General features: G+C 71.5%; 11 protein-coding genes. 6 read left to right on the plus strand and 5 right to left on the minus strand.

Translation table 11 applies throughout. The annotated features are described in order from the left end of the window. Positions 1–55: 55 nt before the first annotated feature. From ACERZO_RS24695 to ACERZO_RS24710, 4 genes are all read left to right on the plus strand, one after another. The gene (locus ACERZO_RS24695) at positions 56–1,540 is read left to right on the plus strand and encodes a DUF5685 family protein (RefSeq protein WP_372667109.1); all 1,485 of its coding nucleotides are present in this window, start codon (positions 56–58) and stop codon (positions 1,538–1,540) included. Positions 1,541–1,552: 12 nt separating this feature from the next. Further along, on the plus strand, positions 1,553–2,158 hold the full coding sequence (locus ACERZO_RS24700; protein ID WP_372667110.1) for a carboxymuconolactone decarboxylase family protein: 606 nt from the start codon (positions 1,553–1,555) through the stop codon (positions 2,156–2,158). Positions 2,159–2,204: 46 nt separating this feature from the next. Continuing rightward, entirely contained in the window at positions 2,205–4,361 is a 2,157-nt protein-coding gene (gene uvrB / locus ACERZO_RS24705; RefSeq protein WP_372667111.1) for an excinuclease ABC subunit UvrB, read from the plus strand. A gap of 256 nt (positions 4,362–4,617) precedes the next feature. Next, on the plus strand, positions 4,618–4,965 hold the full coding sequence (locus ACERZO_RS24710) for an MmcQ/YjbR family DNA-binding protein (protein WP_372667112.1): 348 nt from the start codon (positions 4,618–4,620) through the stop codon (positions 4,963–4,965). Here ACERZO_RS24710 and ACERZO_RS24715 read toward each other — a convergent pair. Together ACERZO_RS24715 and ACERZO_RS24720 are read right to left on the minus strand one after the other, a co-directional pair. Then, positions 4,962–5,348 (minus strand): VOC family protein, encoded by a 387-nt coding sequence (locus tag ACERZO_RS24715; protein ID WP_372667113.1) that lies wholly within the window; start codon positions 5,346–5,348, stop codon positions 4,962–4,964. The two genes, ACERZO_RS24710 and ACERZO_RS24715, sit on opposite strands and share 4 nt — an antisense overlap. Before the next feature lie 61 nt (positions 5,349–5,409). Beyond that, positions 5,410–6,801 carry a S28 family serine protease gene (locus ACERZO_RS24720; protein WP_372667115.1) on the minus strand — a complete coding sequence of 464 codons (1,392 nt, stop codon included), beginning with the start codon at positions 6,799–6,801 and terminating at the stop codon, positions 5,410–5,412. A gap of 222 nt (positions 6,802–7,023) precedes the next feature. Here ACERZO_RS24720 and ACERZO_RS24725 point away from each other — a divergent pair, with 222 nt between their 5' ends. Further along, the gene (locus ACERZO_RS24725; RefSeq protein WP_372667116.1) at positions 7,024–7,527 is read left to right on the plus strand and encodes an SRPBCC family protein; all 504 of its coding nucleotides are present in this window, start codon (positions 7,024–7,026) and stop codon (positions 7,525–7,527) included. Here ACERZO_RS24725 and ACERZO_RS24730 read toward each other — a convergent pair. The 3 genes from ACERZO_RS24730 to ACERZO_RS24740 are packed head-to-tail and all read right to left on the minus strand — an operon-like array spanning position 7,524 to position 12,065. After that, positions 7,524–8,258, minus strand: a complete 735-nt coding sequence (locus ACERZO_RS24730; RefSeq protein WP_372667117.1) for an enoyl-CoA hydratase/isomerase family protein — start codon at positions 8,256–8,258, stop codon at positions 7,524–7,526. The two genes, ACERZO_RS24725 and ACERZO_RS24730, sit on opposite strands and share 4 nt — an antisense overlap. 19 nt (positions 8,259–8,277) lie before the next feature. Then, a complete protein-coding gene (locus ACERZO_RS24735) occupies positions 8,278–9,201 on the minus strand; it encodes an ABC transporter permease (protein ID WP_372667118.1) in 924 nt (307 codons plus the stop codon). Next, the gene (locus ACERZO_RS24740) at positions 9,198–12,065 is read right to left on the minus strand and encodes an alpha/beta fold hydrolase (protein ID WP_372667119.1); all 2,868 of its coding nucleotides are present in this window, start codon (positions 12,063–12,065) and stop codon (positions 9,198–9,200) included. The genes ACERZO_RS24735 and ACERZO_RS24740 overlap by 4 nt, the downstream gene beginning before the upstream one ends. Positions 12,066–12,369: 304 nt before the next feature. On the opposite strand from ACERZO_RS24740, the gene ACERZO_RS24745 reads away from it, so the two are divergent. Further along, positions 12,370–13,332 carry a TerC family protein gene (locus tag ACERZO_RS24745; protein ID WP_372667120.1) on the plus strand — a complete coding sequence of 321 codons (963 nt, stop codon included), beginning with the start codon at positions 12,370–12,372 and terminating at the stop codon, positions 13,330–13,332. Positions 13,333–13,356 lie beyond the last annotated feature (24 nt).

The raw sequence follows: 13,356 nt of genomic DNA on the forward strand, positions 1-13,356 counted from the left end.
CGCGGGCCACACGTTCGGGCTAAGGTGCGCCGACTGTGAGTGAGGGGAACCGGGGATGTTCGGGATCATCAGGCCGTGCCGGCACCGGCTGTCCGAGGGACTGCACGCGGATTGGCTGGCGCACCTGTGCGGGCTGTGCCTGACGCTGCGTGACGAGCACGGGCAGTTCGCCCGCGTCGTCACGAACTACGACGGGCTGATCATCTCGGTGCTGGTCGAGGCACAGACCCCGCGCGGCGACCTGCGCCGCGACGCAGGCCCGTGCCCGCTGCGCGGCATGCGGCCGGCGTCGGTGGCGAAGGGCGAGGGAGCCCAGCTCGCGGCGGCGGTGTCGTTGGTGCTGGCGGCGGCGAAGGTGGGCGACCACGTCGAGGACGGCGACGGCGCGTACGGCCGGCGTCCGGTGGCGCTCGCCGCGCGCCGGGTCGCGGCTCGGTGGGCATCGCAGGGGAGCAGTACCGGTGGCCGGGTGGGGTTCGACACCTCCGTGCTCACCGAGGCCGTTTCGCGGCAGGGGTCGTTGGAGCGGTCCGTCGGGTTGGGGGACTCGGCGTTGCTGGCGACCGAGCCCGCGGAGCTGGCGACGTCGGCGGCGTTCGCGCGGACGGCGGAGCTCGCTGGGCGCCCGGGGAACGTGGCGCCGCTGGCGGAGGCCGGGCGGTTGTTCGGGCGGGTGGCCCACCTGCTGGACGCGGTCGAGGACTATGCCGTGGACGCGTCTGCTGGGGCGTGGAACCCGTTGCGGGTGACGGGAACTTCATGGGCTGAGGCGCGGCGGTTGTGTGATGACGCGGTGCTGGGGGTGGAGCTCGCGCTGCGGGAGGCCGAGTTCGCGGAGCCGGGGTTGGTGCACGCGCTGCTGGTGCACGAGCTGCGCCAGGCGGTGCGGCGGGCTTTCGGCCACGGGGCGGCGCATGGGCATGGCTTGGGCTCCGGCCACCGAACGATCCCCGGCGCCGATCCGGCGACCGCGAGCGATCCGGTCTTTGAGGCAGACCGGCTGCGGGGCGGCCTCGCCGGGCAGCAGCCGCCGCCCGGGTGGATCGGGCCTGGGCCGACCCCGCAGCAGCATCCGCACCAGCAGCCGCCGCCGGGGTGGATCGGGCCGGGCCCGGCTCCGCAGCAGGTCCCGCCGGGATGGGGTGCTCAGCGGCCACAAGGGTTTCCGCCGCCGGGGCCGGTTCCGCTGCCGGGCGCTCCTGGTCCGGGCGGCCCGGGTGGCCGTGGCCCAGGTGGGCCGGGAGGGCCTGGCGGACCCGGCGGTCCGGGAGGCCCCGGCGATTCCTCCGGCCCCGAGTCCCTCGACGGCAAGGGCGGCGGCCTCTGGTACCCGAAGTTCGCCGTCCCGCCGAAGAAGCGCAACTTCTTCGTCGGCTGCGCCCTCACGCCGTACATGTGCTGCACGTGCCAGTTCTGCTGCCGCGATCCCTATCCTGGGCCGTGGAGCGGGAAACCGCACACGACCGGCGGCTGGGACTGCGGCTGCGCCGGCTGTGACGGGTGTTGCGACTGCTGCTCCTGTTGCGACTGCAGCTGCTGAAGGGGGAGCGGGATGACGATGGACGACCTGCACGACCGGGGCCGCCAGAACTTCGCCGAGCTGGTCGAAGACGGCGCGAAACGGCTCGACGCGCTGTTCGCCACCGTCCCCGCGCTGGGTGAGCTGGCCGTCGGGACCGTCTACGGCCACCTGCACGAACGTCCCGCGCTCGACAGCCGGACCCGCGAAGCCGCCACGCTGGCCGCGATCGTCGCGGCGGGGATGGTGGGGCCGCCGCTGAGCGTCCACCTGCGCACCGGCCTCGCCTCGGGGCTGTCGCCGGCCGAGGTCTGCGAAGTCGTCGTCCAGACGGCCGCGTTCGCCGGCTTCCCGCGTGCCGTTTCGGCCGCTGACCAGCTGAACCGCCTCTTCGAAGGCCACGGTCTGCCGATCCCGCCGCCGCCCGCGCCGCGCGAACTGGTGCTGGCCTACCTCAGCGAGCCCGCAGCGGAGGTGGCCGAGGTGCTGGCGGAGTTCCCGCGCACCGAGGTCCAGGCGACCGGGCCGGACCGGGTGCTGGTCTCGTGCTTCGGGGACGACGCCGGGCCCGGCGCCGTCCTGCACTGCGCCGTGACCGGCGGCGAAGTCACGTCCGTGACGGTGTTCCGACCCTCCTGACCAGGGCCGACGGAAATTGTCGGTGGTGGGTCGTACTCTGGTCGACGTGGCTTTCGCAACCGAACACCCCGTGCTCGCCCAGTCCGACTTCCGGCCCGTCTCGGAGATCCCGCGGACCGGCGGCCGCTTCGAGGTGGTCAGTGACTACCAGCCCGCCGGTGACCAGCCGGCGGCCATCGACGAGCTCGAACGCCGGGTCAAGGCGGGCGAAAAGGACATCGTGCTGCTGGGCGCCACCGGTACCGGCAAGTCGGCGACCACGGCGTGGCTGATCGAGCGCGTCCAGCGGCCGACGCTGGTGATGGCGCCGAACAAGACCCTGGCCGCGCAGCTGGCCAACGAGCTGCGCGAGCTGTTCCCGAACAACGCGGTCGAGTACTTCGTCAGCTACTACGACTACTACCAGCCCGAGGCGTACATCGCGCAGACGGACACCTACATCGAGAAGGACTCGTCGATCAACGACGACGTCGAGCGGCTGCGGCACTCGGCGACGATGAACCTGCTGTCGCGGCGGGACGTCATCGTGGTCGCCAGTGTCTCGTGCATCTACGGCCTGGGCACGCCGCAGTCGTACCTCGACCGCTCGTCCAAGCTCGCGGTCGGCATGCAGCTCGATCGGGACGTCTTCCTGCGGGCGCTGGTGGACGTGCAGTACACGCGCAACGACATCGCGTTCGCGCGCGGCACGTTCCGCGCGCGCGGCGACACGGTGGAGATCATCCCGGCGTACGAGGAGCTGGCGATCCGCGTCGAGTTCTTCGGCGACGAGGTCGAGAAGCTCTACTACCTGCACCCGCTGACCGGGGACATCGTCAAGGAGGTCGACGAGGTCCGGATCTTCCCGGCGACGCACTACGTCGCCGGTCCGGAGCGGATGGAAAAGGCGATCCAGGGCATCGAAAAGGAGCTCGAGGAACGCCTGGCGGAGCTGGAGAAGCAGGGCAAGCTGCTGGAGGCGCAGCGGCTGCGGATGCGCACGGCCTACGACATCGAGATGATGCGCCAGGTCGGGTTCTGCTCCGGCATCGAGAACTACTCGCGGCACATCGACGGCCGCGGGGCGGGTTCCGCGCCGGCGACGCTGATCGACTACTTCCCCGAAGACTTCCTGCTGGTGATCGACGAGTCGCACCAGACGGTCCCGCAGATCGGCGGCATGTACGAGGGTGACATGTCCCGGAAGCGGAACCTGGTGGAGTACGGCTTCCGGCTGCCGAGCGCGGTCGACAACCGGCCGCTGACCTGGGAGGAGTTCTCCGACCGGATCGGGCAGACGGTGTACCTGTCGGCGACGCCGGGGCCGTACGAGATGGGCCAGGCGGGCGGCGAGTTCGTCGAGCAGGTCATCCGGCCGACCGGCCTGGTCGACCCGAAGGTGGTCGTCAAGCCGACCGAGGGCCAGATCGACGACCTGGTCCACGAGATCCGCGAGCGCGCCGAAAAGGACGAGCGTGTCCTGGTCACCACGCTGACGAAGAAGATGGCCGAGGACCTGACCGACTACCTGCTGGAGCTGGGCATCCGGGTGCGCTACCTGCACTCGGAGGTCGACACGCTGCGGCGGGTGGAGCTGCTGCGGCAGCTGCGGGCGGGCGACTTCGACGTCCTGGTCGGCATCAACCTGCTGCGCGAGGGCCTCGACCTGCCGGAGGTGTCGCTGGTGGCGATCCTCGACGCGGACAAGGAGGGCTTCCTCCGCAGCGGGACGTCGCTGATCCAGACGATCGGCCGCGCGGCGCGAAACGTGTCGGGCGAGGTCCACATGTACGCGGACAAGATCACCGACTCGATGCAGCACGCGATCGACGAGACGGACCGCCGCCGCGAGAAGCAGGTCGCCTACAACGTGGAGCGGGGGGTCGACCCGCAGCCGCTGCGGAAGAAGATCGCCGACATCCTCGACCGGGTGTACAGCGAGGCGGAGGACACGGAGCAGGTCTCGGTGGGCGGCTCGGGCCGCAACTCCTCCCGCGGCAAGAAGCCCGAGCAGGGCGACCGGGTGCGCAGCTCGGGGATGCTGGTGGACAAGGACGTCTCGGCGATGCCGCGAGCCCAGCTGGCGGACCTGATCCAGCAGATGACCGACCAGATGATGCAGGCGGCCCGCGACCTCCAGTTCGAACTGGCCGCGCGACTGCGCGACGAGATCTCGGACCTGAAGAAGGAGCTGAGGGGCATGGACGCGGCCGGCATCAAGTAACGGCGGGTCGAGCTGGAGGAGGGTTGGCTCCGCCAGGCCAGGCCAGGCCAGGCCAGGCCAGGCCAGGCCAGGCCAGGGCCGGGATGGGATGGGAGCCGAGGTCGGGAACCCGGCAGCATGCGAGGTCGGGAACCCGGCCGCGGGCGGTCCGTTGGCCGGACCACGGCGAGGGAGTCGAGGGCCGGAGCGGGTGGCGGAGGCCTCTGCCCGCCCGGGTGGGTGGCAGAGGGCCGTGCCGGAGTGGGGAAGGGGAGCGGTGAACATCGAAGCCGTCGTCGCCTACTGTCTCGGCAAGCCTGGGGCCGAGGAGACCTATCCCTTCGGCGATCACGTCCTCGTCGCCAAAGTCGGCGGCAAGGGCTTCGCCTTCATCGGGCAGGACGAACCCGGCAGCGTCGCCGTCAAATGCGGGGCCACCCGCGAAGAAGCCGCCGAGGTCCGGGAACGGTACCCGGATGCCGTCACCGTCATGGACTACCTCGGCCGCTACGGCTGGAACCGTGTCGCACTCCGCGCCGGCGTTCCGGACGCCGAGCTCGAAGAACTCATCGACGCCTCCTACGACGACGTCGTGCGGCGGCTGCCGAAAGCCAAACGTCCCTAAGGCGCCGGTGCGTCGGAATCCGGTTGCAGCATCCCGAAGATGTTGCCTTCGGTGTCCTTGCAGTACGCCAGCCACCCCACGCCCGGGACCGGGTTCTTCGGCAGCGCCAGCGATCCGCCCGCGTCGTTCACCGACGCCAGCGCCGCGTCGAGGTCGGTTACCGCGATCGTGTTCACGTACCCGTGCACCGGGGCCGACTCCGCCGGCGGTGGGCCGACGCGCGGGACCAGGCCGCCGTCGATGCCGTTGCCTTCTCCGGTGGAAATCACCCAGTAGGGCGCCTCGCCCCAGCGTTCGAACTTCCAGCCGAACACCGCCGAATAGAACTCCACCGCGCGTTCGGGTTCGCCCGCGTGGATCTCGAAGTGGACGGGACGAGGCATGTGCGCCTCCTCGGGCCGGGCCGGCAACGGTGCCGTGAGACTACGCCCGGCCCGGGGAAACTCACAGTGGTGGCCGCGCCGACAGGGTGAGGTCCGCGTCGAAGTCGGGGAACCCGGCCGGGGCGCTGCGGGCCGTCAACGGCGCCGCAGCAGGCAGGCCGGCCCAGCGCCGGACCGTCGCGGTCGCCGCCGCCGCGTCCGCCGGGGGCAGCTGGGCGATCTTCGACCCGTGGTTGCCGCCCGGCACGTAGTAGCGGTACGAATCCCGGCTGCCGAAGCCCAGCTCGAACGGCTCCGCGCCCCACGGGTCGTTCGAGCCGTACACGAACAGCAGCCGCGTGCCGCGGGACTTCACCCAGAAGTCGACGTCCGGCATCGCCAGGTAGTCGAACCGCGGCAGCCGGATCGACGCCGGCACGAACGTCTTCGGCTGGTCCGCGCCCGGGTAGCGCAGCAGGTCGCGCAGGTAACCGTCGTACGCCTCGGGCGACCCCAGCTGGACCGCCGCCTGGTAGTAGTACGGGATGTACGGCGCCAGGTCCTGGTCGGAGTACGTGTTGAGGCTCTCGACCTTCTCGTACCAGGCGTAGACGTCGGCCGCGGGCGCGCCCGGCGCCGGCACCGTCGCGCAGTCCGCCTGCTTCTGGTACTGCCAGAACGCGAAGTACGAGTCGATCACCGAGATCTCGAGGGACTTGTCGGCCGAGCCGACGATCGAGAACGTCAACCCCCGGCGAGCCGCGTCCGCCGCGGCGATCACGCCCAGCTCGTCACGCCGCTTCAGCGCGTCCCGCTGGATCGCTTTCAGGGCGTCTCGGCACGCGGGGTCGTTGCCGACGCGGGAGAGGAACCGGTTGTAGACGTCGACCGGGTCGATGACGTCGTTCGGCGCGACGTACGGGATCGTCGCGTCGACGTCGTCGGGGAAGAAGCGCCGGAAGTACGTCGCCGTCATACCGCCCTTGCTGCCGCCGGTGGCCAGCCACTTGCCCGGGTAGATCGCCTTGAACGCCTGCACCGCGCGGTGCTCGTCCGCGGCGGCCTGCCAGATCGTCAGCTGCTTCGCCCAGTTCTCCGGCTGGGGCCGCGACGGCGTGAAGTACCGGTACTCCATCGAAAGCTGGTTGCCGTCGACGATCTGCGTCGGCTCCGACCGGTTCGGCGCGGTGCTGACGTTGTAGCCGCTGGTGAAGGCGACCGTCGGGGCGGCGAAGTCGCGGTGCAGCAGGGTGAACCGCTGCTCGAACGTGCCCGCGCCGGGGTGGCGGTGGTCGGCGGGCTGGGTGAACGTCAGCTCGAAGAACCGGTACCCGGCCGGGGCCGGGTCCTCCTTGACGACCGTCAGCCCCGGGATCCGCGCCAGCGCGGTCTCGATGTCGGTGGCCGCGCTCGCGGCGGGCGCCAGGCCCACCGCCATCAGCACGGCCGCCACGGCGGTGAAAAGTCTGCGCATGGAGCACCCTCCCCGGCTCGATCCCACGTGGGACCCTCACAGAACCGGGCGCGGTCGGCAATCGGCTGTCCGGGCGCAGAATCGGTCAGGTTCCGACTTTCGTCGGGTGGCGCGCGCGTCCTCATCCGTGCGCAGCCGCGGGCACCGTGCGAGTTGTCCGGGTGATCAGGGCCACGTTACGGTCCGAAGCCGTAGGCACCGGCATCGAGCGAGGGGTCCGCCATGAAGGTTTCCGACTGCCCTACGACGCAGGTCGAAGTCCGCATCGCCGCGCGGCCGGCCGAGGTCTGGTCCTGGCTCCTGGACGTCGACCTGCCGGCCCGGTTCTCGAGCGAGTTCCAGGGCGGCGGCTGGGTCGAGGGCTCCGAACCCGGCCTGGGCGCGCAGTTCCGCGGCCGCAACTCCCACCCGGTCGCCGGGGAGTGGGAGACGGTCTCGACCGTCACCGGCTACGAGCCCGGGCGGCTGTTCGCGTGGGCGGTGATGGACGTGACGAACCCGGCCGCGTCGTGGAAGTTCGAGCTCGTCCCCGACGGCGACGGTACGATCCTGCGCCAGTGGGCCCAGATCGGCCCCGGCCCGTCCAACCTGACGACGATCATCGGCTCGATGCCCGAGCACGAAGAGGAGATCGTCGCGATGCGCCTCGGCGAGCTGCAGGGCAACATGCAGAAGACGGTGGAGGGCATCAAGTCCCTCGCGGAGAGCGGCGTCCGCGCCGCCTAGCCGAGCACTCGGTCCACATAGGACTTGACGGCGGCGAGCGCCGCGGGGGCCCGCCACAGCCGTTCCACCTCCGGGTCGTCGCTGTGGCGGTACTCGGCGATCCGCTCGTGGAAGGGCTGGCGGATCTGGGCCTTGGTGTGCGCGAACGCCTCGGCGGGCAGCTCGCCCAGCCGGGTCGCGACGGCCAGCGCCCGCTCGAGGACGTCGTCCGCCAGCTCGTCGACCAGACCGCGGGCGAGCGCGTCCTCGCCGCCGTACGTCGAACCCGAGTAGGTGAGCGACGGCAGCGGCGCGGTGCCGTACGCGCAGCGCAGGATCTCCAGTGCGGCCAACGGGAACGGCACCCCGACGAGCAGCTCGGTCACGCCGATGGTGCCCGCGCCGAGCACGCGGTGGTCGCACGCCGCGGCGAGCACCGCGCCGCCGGCGACGGCGGGCCCGTTCAGCGCGGCGACCACCGGCCGCGGGCAGCCGAACACGGCCAGCAGCGCGTCGGACAGCAGCGGCAGGAACTCCGACACGTAGGTCGCGCCGCCGTCGTGGATCCGCCTGAGGTCGACGCCCGCGGAGAAGATCCGGCCGGTGCCGGTGAGCACCACCGCGCGGGCGTCGGCGACCTCCTCCAGCCGGAGCACGAGTTCGCGGCAGGAGTCCGTGTCGAGGGTGTTGCCGCCGCCGTGGTCGATCCGCACCACGGCGACGTCCTGGTGGTTCTCCAGCGTTATCGGCACGAGCCCGACCGTACCGGGTTCAGCTGGTGATGTCCTTGCGGGCGAACCGCCGCCCGGCGTAGAGGAAGAACACCGTCCCGTAGATCACCGCCGAGAGCATGCCGCTGGCCAGGTTGGTCCAGTCGACGTCGGTGGAGATCAGATCCATCCACGAGAACGCGTAGTGCGTCGGCAGGTAGTTGCGGAGTCCCTCCAGCGCCGTGATCTGGTCGAGGATCTGCGACAGGATCGCCACCAGCACCGCGCCGCCGACCGCGCCGAGCGGGGCGTCGGTCGACACGCTCAGCGCCAGCGCCAGCCCGGCCACCCACGCCAGCTGCAGGATGATGTACACAGTGGACAGTGCGATGGCCAGCAGGCTGTCGCCGAAGGACACCGCGTCACCCGTCGGGCTGATCGCGTCGCCCGCGCCGTACCAGAGCACGCCGACGCCGAGCGAAACCAACGGCAGCAGCACGAGCGCGAACGCCGACAGCAGCCCCGACACGATCGCCTTCTGCCGCAGCACCCGCTGCCTCGGCACCGGCACGGCCAGCAGGTACTTCAGGCTCGACCACGACGCCTCGCTCGCGATCGTGTCGCCGAAGAACAGCGCCACGATCATCGGCAGCAGGAACGTCCCGGACACGAACAGCGCCAGCACGACGAAGTTCGGCGCCGACGCCGTGGCCAGGTCGACGAACCCGCCGCTGCGCCGGTTCGGGTTCGACTGCCCCAGCTCGAACGCGATCACCAGGATGAACGGCAGGATCGCGACGAACCCGAGCAGGAACTGCGTGCGCCGCCGCTTGAGCTGGCGCCGCAGCTCGACGCCGAGCCGCAGCGTCCGCCGGGCCGAGTAGCCCTCGACGGCGCCGTCGGCTCCGACGCCGGCGTGTTCGGCCGAAGCGACGTCGCTCAGCTCGTCGAGCGCGTGCGGATCGGTGTGCACACCCTCGCTCATGACTCTTCTCCGACCAGTTGCAGGAACGCGTCTTCCAGCCGGCGCCGCGGCCCGGCCTGCTCCACCGCCACGCCGGCGCGCACCAGCGCGGCGACACCCTCGGCCCGCGGCAGCTCGCCGAGGTTCGCGTGCACCAGCTCGCCCTCGACGTCGACGTCGGTGACGCCGCTGAGGGCCTTGAGCGCCGCGGCGGCCGCGGCCGGGTCGTCGACCCGGAACGTCGCCTCGCCGCCCGCCGCGGCCAGCTCGCCGACCTCGCCCGAGGCCACCAGCGAGCCGCGGTGCATCACCACGACGTGCGTGCAGGTCTGCTCGACCTCGGCCAGCAGGTGGCTGGACACCACCACCGTGCGGCCGGTCGCGGCGTACCGCTTCAGCACCTCGCGCATCTGGTGGATCTGGGGCGGGTCGAGCCCGTTGGTCGGTTCGTCGAGCACCATCAGCTCCGGCAGCCCGAGCATCGCCTGCGCGATCGCCAGCCGCTGCCGCATGCCCTGGCTGTACGTCCGCACGCGCCGGTCGACGGCCGTGCCGAGCCCGGCGATCTCCAGCGCCTCCGCGAAGTGCGCCTTCTCGGCCGGCCGCCCGGTCGCCGCCCAGTACAGCTCGAGGTTCGCCCGGCCGGACAGGTGCGGCAGGAACCCGGACCCCTCGACGAACGAGCCGATCCGCGACAGCACCGGCGCACCGGCGGTGATCTTGTGCCCGAACACGCGGATGCTGCCCTCGGTCGGCGTGATCAGGCCCATCAGCATCCGCAGGGTGGTCGTCTTGCCCGCGCCGTTCGGCCCGAGCAGGCCCAGCACCTGGCCCGGCTCGACGCGGAAGGAGAGGTCCTTCACCGCGACGAACCCGCCCGCGTACTGCTTGCGCAACCCCTCGATGACCAACGGCGTCGTCGCCAGCTCCGGGTCGACGTCGGTGGCCCGGCGGCGGCGAAGCGCGGCGAAGAGCACCGCGGCCAAACCGATCGCCAGCGTCACGGCGATGCCGACCAGCTGCCCGACCGGCGCCGGTGAGCCGACGGACGTCCCGGGGACGACCGGCACGGCCAACGCGGTGCCGCCGGCCAGCGCGACCCGGAACACCGCGGGCGCGGCCGGGGCGGCGAAGGCCTGGTCGGTCGTGCCGACGACCAGCCGCAGCGAGTGCCCGCCCTCGATCGGCCGGACGATGCCCGGCAGCGTCACGGTGACCTCGACCGGCGTGCCGTCGGCGGGCAGCCCGCTCACCCGGAACGGCGCGATCGCGTTGGCCGGCAGCACGCGGGAGCCGTCCTGGCCGACGTCGTAGAGCTTCGCGAACAGCACCGCGTCCGGCTGCGGGTGCGCCGGGTCCGCGGCGACCTGCAGCCGCACGGTCGACGAGCCGCTGACGACGACCTGCCCGTCGACCGGCGCCGTGGTGAACTGCGCGGCCTGGCCCGGCGGGTCGTTGCTGAACAGCGCGCCCAGCCTCGACGTGCTGCTCGCGACGCCGTTGAGGCCGGGGATCCCGCTCACCGCCGAGGGGTTCGCCCCGGCCGGGCGCACGATCGGCTGCGCGGGCCCGGACATGGCCAGCAGCCGCCGCTCGGTGGCCGGGCCGGTGAGCCCGGGGTAGGCGGCCGCGTTGACCGTGCGGACCGACGGCGTCCCGTTGGCGCGCAACGTGCCCTGGACGTCGTAGCTGAACCCGGTGCCGGGATCGCCGCCGTTGACCGCGCTCCACAGGAAGTCGCCGATCTTGGCGCGCAGCTGCGGTCCGGGCTTGCCGCCGTCGTGGCCGCCGGTGTACCAGATCGTCTTGACCTTGCCGCCCGCCGCGGTGATCTGCCGCGCGGTGGCGTCGGACTGGTCGAGGCCGAACAACGTGTCGCTCTCGCCCTGCACCAGCAGCGTCGGCACGGTGATCTTGCTCGTCACGGACGCGGGGGAGACCCGGCGCAGCAGGTCGACGCTCGCCTGGCTCGCCTGCCCGGTGGTGCCGAGCTCGGTGTAGGCGCGGCAGACGGCGGCGGTGAACCGGCCGCACGGGTCGGCCGGTCCGCTTTGGCGCCCGCCGCCGGCACCCGGGGGCACGGCGGGGACGGCGGCCGCGGCGGCGGTCCCGGCGGAGCCGGTGGACCCGGTATCGGTCTCCTGCCCGGCTTCGGGGGCTTCGGCCGACGGCGAACCGCTCGCCGCCGCACCCGAGCCCGCCGAGAAGAAGATGCCGGCCCAGCTCTTCTTGAACACGCCGTCGGTGGCGAACGCGCCGGCCGCCGGGGTGCCCGACGCCGTCAGGGCGGGCGTGGCAGCGTTCGGGACCAGGCCCTGGGCGAGGTCGTTGTAGGTGATCACCGGGGCGACCGCGTCGACGCGCTTGTCCGTGCCGGCCAGCAGGAGCGACAGCGCGCCGCCGTAGGACGCGCCGGTGACCGCCACCTTCGGGTCGCCGTTCGCGTCGAGCGTGACCTGGCGCTGCGCGACGAGCCGGTCGATCAGGCGGCTCGCGTCGGCGACCTCGCCGTCCGGGTCGTTGAGCCCGATCTTGCCGGTGCTCTTGCCGAACCCGCGCGCGGACCACGTCATGACGACGAAGCCCTTCCGCGCGAGTTCGCGGGCGTCGTCGGCGACGCTGGTCTTGTCCCCGCCGAAGCCGTGCGCGAGCAGCACCGCGGGCGCGGGCACGGTGGCGGGCAGGTAGGTGGTCGTGTCGATCTTGACCTGCTCCGCCGAGCCGGGCGAGGCGGGCAGGTCGATCAGCGCGTCCTGCGTGGGCACCGCGGCCGGCGCGGCGGGCCGCGTGATCCAGAAGACCGCGCCGGCGGCCAGGACCACGACGACCGCGGCGAGCGCGGTGAGGCGGGCTCCGCGGGTGCGCGGGAGCGGGAGTCGGGGCACGGGAGAAACCTATTTGAGCTTTGCTGAGAGTGTCGCCCGGACCTCACGTCGATCACACGTCCGGGACCGCCTGGTGGACCGAGGTGACCGAAATTACAGGACCAACCTGGTGACGTGCGCGATCCCGGCTGGCGCTCGGGCGGGGGGAACCGGCAAACTGGACGCGCTGTGAGGGGAGTATTCCTTCGCGGCGGTGTCGTCAGCACGGTGGCCCTGCGCCCCCGGCACCGTCGGCCGGTGTTTTCACCGGCGGGAGAGACCTCCGGTTAGTTGCTGCTGCGCACTATCCGGAGGTTCTGGTTCCATGACTGTCCCCCTGTGGCTGTGGATCGCCACGATCGGTGGCCTGCTCGCGCTGATCGCGCTGGACCTGGTCATCGTCGATCGCAAGCCGCACGAAGTGACCACGGGGGAAGCCGCTCGCTGGGTGATCTTCTACATCTCCTGCGCGGTCCTCTTCGGCGCCGGCGTGTGGATCTTCGCCGGGCACGACCCGGGCGTCGAGTTCTTCACCGGGTACATCACCGAGTACTCGCTGAGCGTCGACAACCTGTTCATCTTCATGATCATCATGGCGTCGTTCAAGGTGCCCGCCATCCACCAGCACCGCGTGCTGCTGGTCGGCATCCTGCTCGCGCTGGGCTTCCGCAGCGTCTTCATCGCCATCGGCGCCGCGCTCATCGAGCAGTTCGTCTGGGTGTTCTTCCTCTTCGGCGCGGTGCTCGTCTGGACGGCGGTCAGCATGCTGCGCGGCAAGGGCGAAGAAGAGGAGTACCACGAGAACGCCGTCACCCGGCAGGTCCGCAAGATCGCGCCGGTGACCGACGACTACCACGGCCACCACTACACGGTGAAGATCAACGGCAAGCGGATGATCACGCCGATGCTGCTGGTGATCGTGGCGATCGGCTCGGCCGACCTGCTCTTCGCGGTCGACTCGATCCCGGCGATCTTCGGCATCACGCAGGAGGCGTTCCTCGTCTTCACCGCCAACGCGTTCGCGCTGATGGGCCTGCGGCAGCTGTACTTCCTGCTCGGCGGCCTGGTGACGAAGCTGGTCTACCTCACCTACGGCCTCGCGGTGATCCTCGCGTTCATCGGCGCGAAGCTGTTCCTGCACGCCCTGCACGAGTACCACGTCGTGCCGGACTGGCTGGACATCAACAACTGGATCTCCCTCGGCGTGATCGTCGTCGTGCTGACCGTGACCACGGTGGCCAGCCTGGCGAAGGCCCGGCGCGACGAGCGCAAGCAGGTCGCCGCGTAACTCCCGACTTAAGGTCGTTCGCAG

Source organism: Amycolatopsis kentuckyensis (assembly GCF_041679295.1).
In the GTDB taxonomy this organism is placed as follows: Bacteria; Actinomycetota; Actinomycetes; order Mycobacteriales; family Pseudonocardiaceae; genus Amycolatopsis; species Amycolatopsis kentuckyensis_A.